Here is a 16,088-nt window from a genome sequence, read left to right on the forward strand (position 1 = left end):
TCGAGCCCGCCGAGGAGGAGCGAGCGATGACGACCTGCCCGGGAGTCGCGGCCGCTGCTGTCTTCCCCGTGGGGGACGACCGCGGACTCCTGCCCCTGTACGCGTCTTCGTCCCTTCGGACAGCAGCTCCGCCACCGGGCGGGAGGTGGCGGAGCACTGCGCACGGCGGCTGCCGCGCGCCCTGCTGCCGTACCGGATCGCCGCGGTGACCGCGCTGCCGCTGCTGCGTAAGGGCAAGGTCGACCGGGCGGCACTCCTCCCCGTTTCGCCAACCGCCGCCCCCGGGTGGAGGCGTCCGTCGGGCTGTTGCTCACCGTGCGCCTTGGAGAGCCAGGCATGCGTCCGCCCCTCCGGCCGGGCCGGCGTCCGGCCCGGCGGTCTCTACCGGTAGTCGCTGAGGCCGTCGGCGAGTTCGTCCTCGTCGCTGTCGCGTTGCGCGGAGAGGGCCTGCTGGAGGGCGAAGGTGCCGCGGATCGCCGAGATCCGCTCGGCCGTTCCGTCGTCGGCCCAGCCGCCGAGGGCGAGCACCCGGCCCAGCAGTTCGTCGCCGTAGCTCGCCCCGATGGCGGCCAGGTCCTCGGCCGGGTCGCCGATGCCGGCCTCGTCCCAGTCGACGACGCCGCTCAACCGGGGCACTCCCTCTACTGTCTCCCACAGGACGTTCTCGGCGCCGAGGTCGCCGTGGACCACGGCGGAGGTGAGGTGCGGCAGGGCGTCGAGCGCGGCGAGTTCGTGCTCGGCGCGCTCCCGGCCTGCGGTGGACATCAGTGGGAACAGTTCAGTGCGCACCGCCGTGGCGAACTTCTGCCACTCGTCCGCGCGAGCCTTCGGCAGTGCGGCGCGCACCTTCTCCTCGTCACCCGCCGCCGCGAGCCCGCGCAGCAGGGTCACGTACTGCCGGACGACAGCCTGTGCCACTTCGGGGCGGCCGAGCATTTCCTCCTCCAGCGGCGCTCCGGGGATCCGGCTCAGCACCAGGTGAGGCGGTTGGTCCGTGCCCTGGGTGCCTCCCTCGGACAGCGGCTGCGGGGTGCGGAAGCCGAGGTCGGTCGCGGCCAGGGCGCGCAGCACGGCTGCCCGGCCGGGCAGCCGATCGGCGGCCGCCTGGGTGCGGGCAAGGCACACCACGCGATCCGAGCCGATCACCACCTGGTGGAACTGACCCTCGCGGACGGCGAGTTCGTCCACGGTGTCCTCGGGCAGCAGTCGGCTCAGCAGATCGCGGTGCGTCTCCGTGATTCCCATGATGAGTGCAGTCTCCCCTTTCCAGTCGTCGCGCCGGCGCGGTGGCCCGTGTCAGGGGTGGAGTGCGGGTGGGTGCCGGTCGGGATGGGTGAGGTCGGGGAGGGGGTGGGTGATGTCCCACTCGATGAGCCGGGCCTGCCGGCGCTGGTAGATCTCCCGCTTCGCGGCCTTGCGCTGTTCGTAGCTCTCGCGGCCGTGGATGCCGTAGACCTCGACGTAGGCCGGGGGCGTCACGTCGGTGAGGACGAAGTCGGGCAGGACGGCGTCGGCGCTGTCGTAGCTCAGGGGCTTGCCGAAGGCGCGGCCGTGGGCGGTGAGGGCGTCGGCCATGACGATCTCGTGGGAGGAGTCGGCGGGGATGAAGGTGTCGGTGGTGAGCATCGCGGCCAGGTCGACGGCGATGAGATGTCCCTTCGGAGTGCGCTCGACGACGAACAGGGCGATCCGTGTAGCGCCGTGCTCGGTGGCCGTCTTGCCGAGGGCATGGCGGTAGGAGCGGGTGGCTCTTGCGTGCAGGGCCGCGCGGGCGTAGAGCGGGGTGCGCTGGTGGGCCAGGCGGTAGGCGACGCCGTACGGGGTGGGGGTCACCTCCCTGATCTGTCCGAGGAGCAGGGCGCGCCGTTAGGTCGTTCCGTGGCGTCCCAGGCGTGCGCGGAAGGCGTCGAGGGCGGCGGTGTTGGTGTCGGCCGCGGCGGGGGTGAAGGGGAGTACGACGTAGAGCGCCTCGTCCATGGCGTGGCCGTTGATGGTGGTCTCGCGCAGTTGGTGGTGCAGCCGGGCGTGGCACGTGCGCCAGGTGAGGCGCCGGGTCTGCGGGTGGGCGGAGTTGAGGCGGGCCTGTTCCCAGAGCCAGTGCAGCAGTGCGAGCAGGCTGAGGGAGCGGCGTGAGCCTGCTGCGTCGTCCGTCTCCTGCGGTGTGGCGTCGCGGGTTTCGGGCTGTGCCAGGGAGGTGGTGAGGGGGGTGGTCAGGCGGATGAGGACGCCGGCGTCGGTCTCCTGGATGGCCTGGGCGTGGTAGCGGTCGCGGCCGCAGTGGCCGGGGCCGAGCTTGTGGAAGGGGCAGTGGGGGTGGTGGTGTTCGCCCTCCCCGGGCCAGCCCGCGACGTGGTAGCGGCCTGCCCGGGTGCAGCGGATGACCAGGCGCAGGGCGGGGCGGCGGCACAGGCACCAGGCGTGCCCGACCTCGGCGCGGGCGCGGGCGAACAGTGGAGCGGCCTGGGTGGAGTGCTCGCGCAGCCAGGTCAGGTGCAGGGTTTGTTCGGCCAGTTGGATGCGTGCGGGGTCTGCTGTGGGTGCCATGTCCGTCTCCCTTCGGCCCGGCCGAGTGGAAGGGCCGGGCCGGGCCGGGGCTGCTGTCTTCAGTGGCGGGGGTTGCCCGGTGCTCGTCGCGGGGTGCCGGAGGTGGCGCCCGCGGTGGGCGGGTCAGCGGGTCGCGGGCCGCTGGCCTGGGGGGCGGGTGTCGGGCGGGGGCTGGCGGTGCGGTGGTGAGGCCGGTGGCAGGAGGGCGGCGCGTTCGGCGGCGGTGCGGGCCCGTATCTGTTCCAGGCGGCGCTGAACGCGGGCGTGGGTGTAGAGGTCGATGGCGTCGGTGAGGTGGTCCCATTCGTCGCTGCCGAGGCCTGCGGGGCGCGGGCCGAGCACGTCGGGGCCGGCCCGGTGGTGGCGGCGCCGGTAGTCGCCGATGGCGGTGAGGAGCTTGGTGTAGGTGCGCTGCTCGTCTTCGTCGTCGCCGGGGGCGGTGATCTCCTCCATCCAGGCTTCGGGCGGGGCCTCACCGCCCAGAACGGCGGCCAGGGCGCGCCGCGCGGTGCGTGCGTGCAGGGCGCCGTGGGACAGGGGGGCGACGCCGAAGGGGTCGCGCAGGGCCGGGTGGTCGGGCAGCGGGCCGGTGGGCGGTGGTGTGTCGAGGTGGCTGAGGGCGGCTTCGATCATGACGGAAGCGGGGGCGTCGGGCGGCGGGAGGTGGAGCGGGCGGCGGCGTCCGGTCAGGGCGCGGACCCGGGCGTCCAGGTCGTCCCAGGCGGCTGCGTCCGTCTCGTCGGTGGGGCGCGGGCCCGGCCCGGGCACGCCGGTGATGGCGTGGCGGGTGCGCCACAGCTCCACGAGGGCTGCGGTCATGGCCCAGGCGTGGCGGCGGCGCGGGGCGTGGGCGGGTGGCGGCGGGCCGAGCGGGCGGGCCCAGGCGGGCGGGAAGCCGGCCAGGGTGTGGCCGCGGTCGGCGAGGGAGCGGGCCAGGATGCGGTGGCGTTCGGCGAGGTGGCCGGCCCAGTGCTCGGGGGTGTCGGGGTGGGCCAGGGCGTGCCGGTCGGCGGCCCAGTCGGGTATCTCACCGCGGTGGTGGGGGCGGTATGGGGGGTGATCGGGTAGGCGTTCGCGCCACCTGAGTTCGGCGTTGATCTTGCCGGTGGCGGCGTCGGCGCGGGCCAGCGAGGCCCGCGCGGTCTGTTGCCGCTGGGCGGTCACGGCGCGCCGCGTGGTCAGGGTGTCGCGGATGGCGGCTGTCGAGGTGGCGCCGGGGGCCGCGGTGGCCGTCGCGCGCTCGCGCTGGAATTCCTCGCGCGCGTTGTCGCGCCAGTGCAGGGCGCGGCGCAGCTGGGATTCGTGGGTGAGCGCGGTGATGACGTGTCGGGCTGTGTCCGAGAGCGGGGTCCGCGTCGTCTGGGCGCGGCGGATCTGTGTGCGGACCAGGGCGAGGTGGGCGGCGAGTGCGCTGCGGGAGAGGTCCCCCATCGGGCGGGTGTCCCAGGCGGGGTGGGTGTGGCCGGCGCGGGTGGTGACGGGTGCGGGCAGGTGGGTGAAGGCGGCGTCGGCGGCTGCGAGTGCCTCGCGGGCAGCGGCCCGGTGGGCGGCGGCGAGCCGGGTGAGGGTGTGCAACTGGGCCAGCGTGAGCGCGGCGAGCGGGCGGGGCCGGTCGTCGTGCTGGGCGTCGGCGGCGTCCCGCAGGCGCTCGCGCAGCCGCCAGGTCAGTACCGCGGCAGGGTCGTCGGCGTCGGCGAAGCCGCGCCGGGGCACGGTGTTTCCCAGCAGGCGGGGCAGGTCGAATCCGGTGCGCTCGGCGTCGTGCAGGGCTCGGATCAAGGCCGGGTAGGCATCGGCGGCCATGAACATCGCGGCCCGGTCGGCGCCGAGGGTGCGCTCGAGCAGGCCGGTCAGGCGGGCGGTGGTGGCCCGTTCGGCGACGTCGGCGAACTCGGCGGACAGCTGCCCGGGCGCGCTGATCTCGCGTTGCAGCGCGGCGATCGACTCGGTCGCGGAGAGCTGGGCGCGGCGCCGGGCGGCGATGTGGGTGAGGACGTCGTCGAGGTGGTCGCCGTCCTCGATGGCGACGTAGAGGCGGTTGGTGCGCGCGCCCCGGGTCAGCTGGACGTAGACGCCTTCGCGGTGGGAGCGGGCGGAGACCAGCGCGTGCGAGGTGTCCACGGTCATGCCCTGGGCGCGGTGGATGGTGGAGGCGTAACCGAGCTCGCACTGGGCGGCCACGTAGTCGGCGGGCAGACGGATGCGGCCGCGGTGCTGGGTGTGGCGGACCACCACGTCCCCGCCGGGCAGGATCTTCTGGACGGTCCAGGTGTCGCCGTTCTTCACGAAGTCCCGCCCGCGCACGGTCATGCGGCGACGGTTGAGGCGGGTGACGATGACGTCGCCCGCGTGCGCGCGCTGACCGGCGCGCAGCGCGGCGGCCGCGCTGGTGTCGACGGTGCCGGCGGCGATGTGCCAGGCCTGGGCGCGCAGGTTGAGCGCGGTCACGGTCGCGGTGTCGGCGGCCGTCATCAGCGAGGTGAGCCCCTTGTCCAGGTCCTTGGCCCAGGCGGTGAAGACCATGTCGCACATCGCCTCGTGGTCACCGGCGACGATCCGGCCCTTGTCCCGGTACCAGGTGAAAACCGCCCGGGGCTCCTCGCCGTCGCGCAGGACGAGGGAGGCGTCGGCTTCGCCGGGGGTGCGGAAGCGGTGCAGCTGGTCGAGTTCGGTCGCGCCGCCGCAGCGGGCGATGAGCCGGAGGGCTCCCCCGGCCTCGACGGCGGCGAGCTGCTGCGGGTCGCCGAGCAGGCGCACCACCGCCCCGGCGGCCGCGGCGTCGGTGAGGATGCGGTCGAGGACGAGGGTGCCGGCCATGCCCGCCTCGTCGATGAGGACGACGTCGCCGGGGCGCAGCTGGAAGTCCACGGCGACCGTCTTGCCGTGGGCGGCGCGGCCGCGCTGGTGCAGCCAGGAGTGCAGGGTGTGGGCGCGGCGGTCGAGGTCGCTGCCGAGGACTTTCGCCGCCCGGGAGGAGGGCGCGAGCGGGATCAGCCGGCCGCCGGCGGCGTCCACGGCGCGGGCCACCAGCTTCATCGCCGTCGTCTTTCCCGCGCCCGCAGGCCCGAGCCCGGCCAGCAGCAGATGTTCGGACAGGACGAAGGAGGAGGCCAGGGCACGTTGTCCGGCGTCCATCGGGCCGCGGTGCAGGGCAGCGGTACGGGCGAAGGTGCCCCGTCCGACCGGCGGGATGACGGGGGTGCGGGCGGCGGCCAGGAGCCGGTTCTCCGCGGCGAGCAGGGTGTGGGTGGTGTAGGTGGCTGAGCCGATGGGCCGGTAGACGCTGGTGCCGTCCGCCCGCTGGAGGTCGGGGTGCGGGGGGTTGATCTCGGGTGGGGTGATGTCCAGGCAGTCACGGTGGGCGAGGACCTTCTCGGTGATCTCCTCGGCCGCCCGGGGTGCGGCGGTGGCCCCGGCCAGGGTCCGCATCAGGTAGCGGCGTGCCTCGGCCAGGACGTGGCGGCGACGGAACGTCGTACGCCGCTCGGTGACCGCGGCGAGGACTTCCCCGGCCGCCGCGGTGATGTCGACCGCGGCGGGGGCGGGCCGGCGCAGGGCTGCGGCCTGGGCGGTGGCCAGCAGGTTGTCGACGGTCGCTTGGTCGGTGACGGCGACGGCGCGGCGCCGCCACGTGGCGAGCAGCTCGTCCAGCGAGCGCGCCTGGCGCTTGGCCGGGCGGGTGCGACTGCGTGCCTGCTCGAGCAGGGCGTAGCGGGCCGGGCCGTGCGGTTGTCGGCCGTGGCGTCGCCGGTAGTCGTCGAAGAGGGCGTCCGCGGTGGTCCGTACGGCGTGGCCGCGCTGCGCGAAGGCGGCGCGCAGCCGTGGGTCGATCCCGAGGAGGCGCATCACGGGCCGCTGGCCGGGCGTGACCTCAACCTGTTCGGCGGCAAGGCCCAGCCGCGAGCAGATCAGTTCCAGGGAGCGCTGGTTGAACAGTTCGCTGGCGGCGACGACATCGCGCAGCAGGAGCCGGGAGTCCAGGTTGCGCCAGCGGCCGTCGGGGCCTGTGACCCGGGGGGAGATGACCGCGTGCTCGTGCAGCATGGGGTCGCCGGCGCGGGATTCGTAGTGGAGGTAGACCGTGGCCACAAGGCCCGGTTCGGCGCGCTGCTGGGCCACGCCGCGCGGGCCGGTGCGTACGGCGAGCGCGTGGTGCTCGATCCACGTCAGGGTCTGCGAGCGGGCCTGGGCCAGGACCTCCAGCACGGTCCTGCGTACCTCGGGGCCGCCGAGGGCGAACAGCAGCGACAGCTCCTCGTTGGAGAAGGTGAGGTCGTAGCCGGTCACGGCGCGGCGCTGGGGGCCGGTCCGCGCGGTGAGGTACCGGCCGAGTTCGGCGCCGTCGGCGGGGGCCCGGTGGTACTCGGCGGTGAAGGCGTGCGCTGCGGTCCGCATCCGCACCTCCTTCGTCTCGGCCTTCGTCAGCGGGCGGCACAGCGCCTCGCTGACGTGCTGAAGGACCTGCTCGATCTCCTTGTCGAGCGGTGAGGATGCGGCGAGGTGCGGGAGGGCCGGTCCGAGCTTCGCCGCTCTCATGGCCCGCTTGGGGGTGGCCCCCTCGCTCAGTTCGCGGGCCGCGATCGCCTGGGCGTCGGGGTGCATGCCGAGCCCGAACAGGGCCCGCATCTGGGCGTCGCTCACGATGCCGGACAGTCCCAGAGCCGCGGCGGCCTGTCCGTGCCACACGCCGGGCGGCACCCCCGGCACGGCGGAGGACACCGTCGGCTTGGTGCCCTGGGCGCCGTCGCCGAGGGCGATGCCCAGCCGGTAGTAGCGCTCCTGCCCCGCCGTGATCCCCTTTACCGTCATCCCCACCACGCCAGAAGATCACCGCCGTACAGGCCGGCGCGGGCGCTGTCCGGTGCTGGACCCCGCCCCTCCCAGGCCCCTGGATGCGACGTTCGCACGCGTCCCGCCGGGAGGGAAACCGGGCCCGGAGCCCGGTGCGGCGTCAAAAGTGCCAGAGGTGCGCGGCGACCGGCCTGTCACCGGCCGGGGACCACACGCCCCCCACCGTCACCGGCCCTTCATCACCGACCCGGGACCCGCAGCACCCACACCACCGGCACCCACCAGCACCCACCGGCAACCGGACTCGGCAGCCCGTGTCCACACAGGCCGCCTCCGCCCTGGAGGGTGCCCCTCCCCCGGCTGACGAGGTGCCCCTCGCCCCGGTCGACGGCCGCCCGGGCCGCGGCCGTCCCGTGAGCGGGACCGGGCGCGGCGACGGGGGTGCTACGGCCTGGGACGCGGGTGGTTCGCGTGGTGTGGGGGGCTGGCGGGCGGCTGAGACTGGCCGGGCGGGGCCCGCGACGGGCGGGCCCGGGTCGGCCGGGAGGTGGCTGTGGTGGCGGCGAGTGGGGCCAGGGGCAAGGGGAAGGCCGGCGGGGTGCTGGCGCGGCGGAAGGCGGCGTTGGAGCGTGCCGCTTTGCGGGTGGCGGAGCAGCGGCGGGAGGCGGCTCAGGCGGAGGCGGAGCGGCTGCGTAAGGAGGCGGCGTTCGATGAGTTGGTGGCTGACTTCGAGTTGGCGGTGGAGGACGAGCGGGCGGTGGTTGCCGAGGTGGAGGAGGAGCTGGCGCGGGTGCGGGAGCGGGGGCGGGTGCGGATTGAGGCGGCGCGGGTGGAGGCGGCGCGGGTGGTGTTGGCGATGGGTGAGGCCGGGGAGACGGTGGCTGGGTGTGGGCAGCGGTTGGGGGTGGGGGTGGAGCGGGTGAAGGAGTTGCGGCGGTTGGGGCGTGAGGCGCTGGCCGGGGAGGGTGCGGGGTCGGGCAGGGGGAGCGCGGGCGGGGAGCGGGTGGCCGCGGGTGGGCGGCGGGAGGGCGTGCGTGCGGCGGGGGCGGGGCCGGTAGCCGGTCCCCCGGTAGCCGCGACCCCGGTGGCGGCTCCGCCGGCTCCTGCGGTGCCTGCGGTCGCTTCTGGGACTGCACCGGCCGCTCCGGTCGCGCCGGTTGCCCGGCCGTCGCAGGTGTCGGGTCCGGCGGGCGGGGACGGGGGTGGGGTGCGGTCGGGGTGGCCGGAGGCGTCACGGTGAGTGGGGTGCGGGCATGCGGCGGCCCCGGCTACCGCGGGGCGGTGGCCGGGGCCGGGAGTGGGGCGGGGCGGGGCGGGTCAGGCGGGGGGTTGCTGGTTTGCCCAGGGGGCGGCGGGCCGCTGGGGCGCGGCCGGCTGCGGGGTGGCGTGGGCGGGGGCCTGGTAGGCGGCGGGCGCGGCGGGTTGCTGCTGCCATGCGGCGGCCGTGGCCGGGGCTGTGGGTGTGGCGGGGTGGGGGGCGTGGGGCTGGTGTGGGGGGACGTGGCCGGTGAAGCGGCCGGGGTCGACGTCCTTGAGGTAGACGGTGATGGTGGCGTGGTCGCGGACGAAGATGCGTTCGTGGATGCCGGGCGGGGTGAGGATCCACCAGGTGGTGTTGTCGCGGCGCTGGGTGCGGCGGATGAGCGGCGGGGGGAGGGTGACCTCCTCGGTGATGTCGGTGTCCGGGTTGGTCTCGGGGACCGTGATGTGGTCGACGGTGCTGAAGAGACCGGCGAACTGGGCGAGTTCGTTGATGGTGGTGTCGTGTTTCACGGTGCTCCCCCCTTCTGGTGGTGGCCTGGGCCTGCGGGTTCGCTTGGGACGGTAGGCGGCCGGAGGCGCGGGTGGGGCGGGTGTGGGGTGCGGGGTGCCGGGGGGCGGGATACGGGTCGGGGTGGCGGGAGCGCGGGACGGGAAACACGGGGGCGGCCCCGCGCCGGGACGGGTGTCCGGGGTGCGGGGCCGCAAGAGGGTGGGGCTACTTGGTGGTCATGGTGAGAGCCATGCCCTCGTCGTCGTGGGAGATGTGGAGCAGGAAGCGCGTGGCGTGGTCGGGGGCGGTGCGCAGCAGGTTGATCAGGGTCTGGCCGTCGGGGAGCGGCTGTGTCAGGTCGAGGGTTTCGTGGAGGTCTTCGCTGCCGAGGACGGTGGAGGGGTCGGTGTCCGGCCCCCAGTTGTCGGCGTGGACGATGTGGTGCCAGTTGCCGTCGGGGTCGCGGGTGTTGGGGGTGTTGTCGATGCCGTTGCTCATGAGGAAGGTGCCGTCGCCCTTGATCCACCACAGGCGGGGGCGGGCGTCGGGGTCGCCGGGGCCGAGGGCGTGCTTGCGGGCGGTGACGGCGAGCTCGGCGATGGAGCGGACCTTGTCGAGTGGGAAGGCGAGTGTGCAGTTGGGCGGGGCGGGGGGCTGGTAGTCCTCGCCGAGGACTTCGCGGAGCAGGTCGTCGAAGTGCTCGGGGGTGGTGGGGGCGGTGGGGTCGGTCATGTCGGGTCCCTCGCATCGGTCGGTGTGGGTGGGCACGCGGGGCCGCCGGCGGCGCGGGGGCCGGGGCGGGTGTGACGGGTCCGACAGTGGGGCGGCGGGGAGTTAGCGTGACAAGGCCGGGCCCTTGCCCTCCTGGAGCGGGGGGCGGGGGCGGGGTGGGGCGGTGCTAGTCGTCTGTCTTCGGGTTGGGGGGTTTCGGCGAGGGCGGTGCGGTCGGCGCAGGTGCCGCACTCTCCGTCGTGGCCTTCGTCGTCGGCGGTGCTCTCGCCGCAGTCCTCGTTGCGGCACAGGTCGTCCAGGATCGCGGTGGCGACGGCGTCGGGCGAGGGTGGGCAGGTCGTTGCCGTCGAACTCGGCGCACGGGGTGGCCCACCGCTCGTGCTGGAGCTGGAGGGTGCCCTCGACCAGTAGGTGCCGGTGTGGCGGGTCTTGGCGGCTGCGGTCCGGTGCGGGGTGCGGGCCGGGGGTGCCCCGGCACCGTGGGGGCGGGGTACGCGGGCGGCCCCGTGCCGGGGCGGGTGTCCGGGCACGGGGCCGTTGCGAGGGGGCCGGGTGTGGTGGTGGGCGGGGCGCAGCGCGGGCGTCTTCTTCGGCCGCGATCCGCTTCCGGGGGGGGGTGAGCGCGGCCGCGGGCGGGGGTGGGGGGTTACGGCTGGGTGTCGTTCTTGGTGAGCGATACCCGGGGCTGTCCGTTTGTCCGGGGGGCCTGGGGGGTGGGGCGGTGCTTGGGGGTGAGGGCCAGCACGAGGTAGAGGCCGGACAGGCCTGCGGAGAGGGGGTAGAGGGGGTAGAGGGGGTTGGAGTGGACGGGTGCCGCGACGAGGGCTGTGCAGGCGAGTCCGGTGGAGGCGGTGAGCCACCCGAGGTGGGGGCGGAAGTGGCGTCGTCGTAGCAGGACGCTGAGGATCAGGCAGAGCATGAGTGCGGGGGGTGTGAGGCGGAGCAGGGTGAGCATGGGCTGTCCTTGTCACGAGGTGGGGTGTGGCCGGGGTCCGGTGACCGGTCGTGGGCTGAGGTTGGCGGTGGGGCGGGTTAGGTCCTCAACTGCGTGAAAGGGCCGGGGCCGGCCACGGCTGGCCACCCCGGGGGCGGGTGCGGGTGGGGTCGGCCGATGGCGCGCCGGGCGGCCCCGGCCAGGGGCGGGTGTGCGGGCGTGGGGCCGGTGGGCGGTGCGCTTGGCGGCCCCGGCCGGGGATGGGGGCCTGGGCGCGGGGCCGGTGGGCGGTGCTATTGGGTGATGTAGGTCAGGGTCATGTGGTGGTCGTCGAAGGTGGCTTCGAGCTGGAAGCGGGTGGCGCCTTCGGTGGCGGCGGCGCGGAGCATGCCGAGCAGGGTGGTGCCGTCCTCGGAGAGGGGGGTGGTCAGGTCGATGGATTCGCGGAAGTCGTCGCCGCCGAGGATGGAGCGGGCGTCGGTGCCCGGGCCCCAGCCGTCGGCGTGGACGACGGTGGGCGGGTACTCGTCGTCGGGGGTGTCGGTGGGGTCCTGGCCGTTGCTCGTGAGGTAGGTGCCGTCGTTCTTGATCCACCACAGGCGGGGCTTGGCCTCGGTCTCCCCGTAGCCGAGCTTGTGCCTGTGGGCGGCGGCTGCGTGTTCGGCGGCGGCGAGGACTTTGGCGAGGGGGAAGGTGAGCGTGCAGTGCTTCTCCCCCATGGCGGTGTTGGCCATGACGACGTCCAGCAGGGGGTTGGTGCTGGTGGCGGGGATCGGCGGGACGGTCATGGTGCCGAGGAACTCGTTCAGCCAGTCGGGGCGCTGCTCGGCGGGCAGGGCGAGCAGTCGCCGTGTCTCGTCGGAGAGGGTGACGAGTCCGGCACTGTCACCGCAGGTCCCGGCGTGGCCGTCGACGGCAGGGGCGCGGCCGTCGACGGTGGAGGCGCGGTCATCGGCGGCAGGGGCGTGGCCGTCGGCCGGGACGGGGGTGTGGTCGTCGTCGGTGGGGGTGTGCTTGTGCATGCCGGTTCCCTGGAGTGTCTCGGGGGTGGAGGGACGGGGTGCGCGGGGCCCGCTGGTGCGGCGGGGCCGGGGCGGGCGCTGCGGGATGGACGGTGGGATGCCGTGGGGTTAGCGCGGCAAGGTGCCGGGGGGCGTGGAGCGGCCCCGCCCCCCGGGTGTACGGAAAGGGGCGGGGCCGGGTGGGGGTGGGTCAGGGCTGGGTGCGGGCGGGGGCGCCGGTGGCCAGCACGTGGAAGAACGCGGCGGCGGTCAGCCAGGCGGTAGGGCAGGCGGCTCGGTTGTCGGGGGCGATGGTGAGTTGGGCGTTGACGTCGCCGTTGGTGTCGGGGAGTTCGGTGAGGGTGGTGGCCTGGACGTGGTCGGCCGGCTGGAGGTGGCCGCTGAAGCTGCGGTTCTTCAGCTGGGGACGCAGCGACCAGGCGGGGGTGGTGGGGTCGGCGGGGTGGGTGGGCGCGCCGGGGTGGATGGCGCGGGCATCGAGGGTGCCGAGGTGGCGGAGGGCGGTGAGCCACCGGTGGCCGGGGATCGTGTAGGCGCGGATGGTGAGGTGGCCGTCGGGTGTGGCGATGATGGTGCCGGTGGTGCGGGCCGGGCCGGTGTGGGGGACGTCCTCGGTGAAGCGCAGACCGGTCAGGGGTTCGCCGTCGGGGTTGGGTCGGGTGTGGCTGGTCAGGCGGGGGGTGGAGGCGTGCACGGCGGCGTGGAGGGCTTTCCAGGTGCCGGTGGTGGTGAGTTCCTGGTCGAGGGCCTGGTGGGTGGTGAACAGGTGCGGGGCGGGGGTTGCGGGGCGCGGCATGGGATTTTCCTTGTGACGGTTGGTGAGTGGGTGCGCTGACCGTGCCGGGCTGGGTGGTTACGTCCGCAACGGGTGTGTGGGTGCTGTCGTAGGAAGGTCGAGCAGGTGTGACGGCCCTGCGCCACGGTCCGCGCGGGCGGGCCTGGCCGGAGCGGGGTGCGGCCGTGGCGAGGCTGGGGGCAGGGTGCGGCGGCACACGGAACAGTCCCGCCCCCCCACGGTGTGCGTGGGGGGGCGGGACCGGGCGAGGGGGGGCGGTACGACCGGGCCGGTCCGGCGAGGCGCCCGCTACGGCGCGGTACGACCGGGGGCGGGGCGAGCCAGGGCGGGGGCCTTCGGGGGCGACCCTGGGTGGGGTCAGAAAGCTAAGCGATCCGCCCCGGGAGTCGGATCGCAAGACGGGCCGAGGCGCGCCGGGACGCGGTACGGGCGCGGCGAGGCCGGGGGGCAGGGTGCGGCGGCACACGGAACAGCCCCGCCCCCGCGGTGTGCGTAGGGGGCGGGACCGGGCTGGGGGTAGTCAGTCGTCTTCGGGCGCGGGGTCCTCGGCACGCGCGGTGCGGTCGGCGCAGTTGCCGCACTCGCCGTCGTGGCCTTCGCCGTCGGCCGTGGACTGGCCGCAGGTTTCGTTGCGGCACAGGTCGTCCAGGACCGCGGTCGCCACGGCGTCGGCGAGGGTGGTCAGGTCGTTGCCGTCGAACTCGGCGCACGGGGTGGCCCACTGATCGTGCTGGAGCTGGAGGGTGCCCTCGGTCACGGACAGGGTGTAGATGCCGGTGCCGCGGGTGGTGTTCTGCAGGTAGCCGGTGACGGCGTACGGTCCGGCGGACGCGGTCCAGTGTTCGCCGAGGACGCGGGCGGCGACGCGGGTGATGTCGGAGATGTGGAAGGTGGCGTCGGGGAGTGCGTCCTCGACGAGGGTGTCGTTGATCGTGTCGATTTTCGCGGCGGCCGGGACCAGGTCCAGTGCGGTGACGGTCAGGGTTCCGATGCGCAGGTTTTTGTCGTGCAGGTCGGTGGTGTTTTCGGCTGCCGCGGTGAGCGTGGACCGGGCGGCGGCCTCGGTGCGGGCGGGGACGTGGACGGTGATCAGGCCGGGGACGAGGAACCCGTACGTGCTACCGGGCGCCTCCTCAGCCGGGCCGGTGTCGGCCGGGGTGGGGTCGGCCGGGGTGTGCTGGGCGTGGGTGGTCACGGGGCCCCCTCGTGGGTGCGGTGCTGGGGTGTGCCGGCGCGGAGGCGCCGGTGGGTCACACGGTCGGGGGCACGGAGGTTAGGACGGCAAGCGGGCGGGCGGGGTCGGCGGGGGCTGGTCTCCGCACCCGTGGGCGGTGCCCAGAGTGCGGGGGCCCCGGGCCCGTCGCGGGACGGGGCCGGGGCCGCGGGCGGATGCCGGGCGGGGGTCAGGCCAGGAGGCCGGTGACGGTCGTGAGGCCGCGCTGGGAGGTGAAGGTGACCGTGGGGTCGAGCGGCTTGACGGCGTACTTCCAGGCCGGATCGTGGTGGGTGAACAGTCCGAAGGGCGGCAGGTCCACGGCCAACCGCGGGAGGCTGGTGTAGCCGTGGGCGGTGAAGAAGCGCTTCTTGTCGTGTTCGTGGCGCAGGGTCAGCGCCCGGTATCCGGCGTCGCGGAAGTCGGCTTCGACACGGGCCATGAGGGTGGACGCGATGCCCTGGCGCCGGTGGTCGGGGTGGACGGAGATGGTGTCGATGTTGGAGACCCGCTCGACCAGGGCGCGGCGGGTGTGGGCGGGGATCTTCCGCTCCATCATCCACCGGGCCGGGCCGACGTGGACGGCGCCGACGGGGGTGCCGTCGGTGGTTTCGGCGAACAGGAAGTGGTTGAAGCCGTGGGAGAAAGGTCCCCGCTCGTCTTTCAGGGCCTGTCCGATGGTGTCCTTCAGGGCGGGGAGGTGGTCGGCGGGGATGTGGAGGTCGACGAGCAGGGTGAGCGCGAAGTAAGGGTCGAGTTCGTCGGCTTGCACGGGCCGGATCGTGATGGCGGGGGCGTGCGGGAGGCTGCTCATGGGTGGGGCCCTTTCGGTCCGGGAGAGCGGGGGCCGGACTCGCCTCAAGGGGGGTCCGGCTGGGGTGCGGACCGTGACGGGGCTGGGGGTTAGCGGGGCAACCGAGTCCGTCACCCGGGGTTTCGGGGACGGCAGCCGAACACGGGCGACGTCGCGCCGGGCGCGGTGAGCGGGCTCGTGCCAGGCGTGGCGGGCGACGTCGCGCGGGCGCGGCGGGCAGGGAACAGGTCAGCCCCCGCACCCGGGGGCGGGGCGCGGGGGCTTGAGGGGCCTGCCGGGGGTCAGCCGGTTCGCCGGGTGGTGGCGGGGTCGGTGGCGCGGGCGGTGATGCGTGCCCACTGCTCGCGGCTGACGTAGCGGTGGGGCAGGGTGCGCAGTGCGGTGAGTTGGCGGCGGAGCCGGGCGGCGTCGGCCAGGGCCTCGCGGGCCCACCGGCGGCACTGGCCGGGCTGGTAGGAGGACAAAGGGGCGGAGGCTTCATGCCACCGGGAGCGGGCGGTGTGCAGGGCGCGGCGGGCTTGGCGCAGGGTGAGGTCGTCCAGGTGGCAGCGTGCGTACACGGCGGTGGGGGCGGTCATCGCGTTCCTTTCGGACGGGGTGAGTGCGGCAGGGGGCGCGGTGTGGGCGAGGACGGTCAGGGCGAATCAGCACGGCCACGCCCGGGTGCCGGTGCGGTGCTGGGGTGTGCCGGCGCGGGGGCGCCGGTGGGTGACACGGTCGGGGGCACGGGGGTTAGGGCGGCAAGGGACGGCGGTGCGGGCGGGTTACGGGACGTCCGTGCGGACAGGGCACCGGCGCGGGGCCGGGGTGGGCGGGATGTTGTTCACCGGCCGCACCCGGGGCCTGTGAGACTGCGGGGCCCGCGCGCGCCTCGCGCCCCGCGAGCAGGACACGAACACGCCGCGGACAAGGCGCGGCACGGGCGGGACGGGCAGGGCGCGGGGCGGCGCGGACGGGATGCTGCTCGACGCGAGCGGGCGCGGTGCGGGCGGGGTTCGGGGCGGCGCGGGCGGGATGCTGCTCGACGCGGGCGGGCGCGGGGCGCGTCGGCGCGGCGGGGGCGCGGCGGGGGCGCGGGTTGGGCGGGGTTCGGGGTGGCTGTCCGGGGACCGTGCGAGGGGGCGTGGGGCGGCCTTGCCTGCGGTGCGGGGTCGGCGGCGCCGCGTCCGGGTGTGGGTGCGGCCCCGCACCTCGGGCTCGGGGGGCGCGGGGCGGCTGGGTGGGTTCCTGGGCGCGGCGCCCCCGGGCCGGGCGTCCGGTACGCCGTGGCGGCGGCGCGCGGGGCGGTTGTCCCCGGTGGCGGGGGCGGCCGGTGTGCGCGGTGGTGGCCGCGCCCGGGGGGTGGTGGGTGCGAGGTAGCGCCGGCGGGACTCGAACCCGCGACTTCGTGGCTTAGACCGTGTCCTATGTGGTGAGGCGGACAAGGCGCTTGTAGCAGCAGAGGGCGGCGGCGAGTCCGAGAAAGGCCAGGTAGTTGCGGGGATCGCGC

The 16,088-nt window shown here is 75.1% G+C and carries 10 protein-coding genes and 1 pseudogene; all 11 read right to left on the minus strand.

Features of this window, described 5'->3' with window-relative positions; translation table 11 throughout:
- Positions 1–381 precede the first annotated feature (381 nt).
- Positions 382–1,248 carry a viomycin phosphotransferase gene (gene vph / locus ACZ4K2_RS34950; protein ID WP_467480207.1) on the minus strand — a complete coding sequence of 289 codons (867 nt, stop codon included), beginning with the start codon at positions 1,246–1,248 and terminating at the stop codon, positions 382–384.
- 48 nt (positions 1,249–1,296) lie between these two features.
- Positions 1,297–2,544, minus strand: a pseudogene (locus ACZ4K2_RS34955) (DUF1173 family protein).
- Positions 2,545–2,667: 123 nt separating this feature from the next.
- Positions 2,668–7,353 (minus strand): MobF family relaxase, encoded by a 4,686-nt coding sequence (gene mobF / locus ACZ4K2_RS34960; RefSeq protein WP_467480186.1) that lies wholly within the window; start codon positions 7,351–7,353, stop codon positions 2,668–2,670.
- A 1,299-nt stretch (positions 7,354–8,652) separates the two neighbouring features.
- On the minus strand, positions 8,653–9,108 hold the full coding sequence (locus ACZ4K2_RS34965) for a hypothetical protein (protein ID WP_467480189.1): 456 nt from the start codon (positions 9,106–9,108) through the stop codon (positions 8,653–8,655).
- A 205-nt stretch (positions 9,109–9,313) separates the two neighbouring features.
- Positions 9,314–9,820, minus strand: coding sequence for a hypothetical protein (locus tag ACZ4K2_RS34970; protein WP_467480191.1), 507 nt, complete (start codon positions 9,818–9,820; stop codon positions 9,314–9,316).
- Positions 9,821–10,466: 646 nt separating this feature from the next.
- Positions 10,467–10,775, minus strand: coding sequence for a hypothetical protein (locus ACZ4K2_RS34975; RefSeq protein WP_467480193.1), 309 nt, complete (start codon positions 10,773–10,775; stop codon positions 10,467–10,469).
- Between the two features lie 272 nt (positions 10,776–11,047).
- Positions 11,048–11,776 (minus strand): DUF3085 domain-containing protein, encoded by a 729-nt coding sequence (locus tag ACZ4K2_RS34980; RefSeq protein WP_467480195.1) that lies wholly within the window; start codon positions 11,774–11,776, stop codon positions 11,048–11,050.
- Between the two features lie 190 nt (positions 11,777–11,966).
- Positions 11,967–12,572 (minus strand): hypothetical protein, encoded by a 606-nt coding sequence (locus ACZ4K2_RS34985; RefSeq protein WP_467480197.1) that lies wholly within the window; start codon positions 12,570–12,572, stop codon positions 11,967–11,969.
- Between the two features lie 520 nt (positions 12,573–13,092).
- Positions 13,093–13,767: a hypothetical protein gene (locus ACZ4K2_RS34990; RefSeq protein WP_467480200.1), complete on the minus strand. Its 675-nt coding sequence runs from the start codon at positions 13,765–13,767 to the stop codon at positions 13,093–13,095.
- A 208-nt stretch (positions 13,768–13,975) separates the two neighbouring features.
- The gene (locus ACZ4K2_RS34995) at positions 13,976–14,599 is read right to left on the minus strand and encodes a GNAT family N-acetyltransferase (protein WP_467480202.1); all 624 of its coding nucleotides are present in this window, start codon (positions 14,597–14,599) and stop codon (positions 13,976–13,978) included.
- Between the two features lie 281 nt (positions 14,600–14,880).
- Positions 14,881–15,177: a hypothetical protein gene (locus ACZ4K2_RS35000; RefSeq protein WP_467480204.1), complete on the minus strand. Its 297-nt coding sequence runs from the start codon at positions 15,175–15,177 to the stop codon at positions 14,881–14,883.
- Between the last annotated feature and the right edge of the window lie 911 nt (positions 15,178–16,088).

The sequence above is a fragment of the Streptomyces sp. NPDC025833 genome (genome assembly GCF_055558055.1).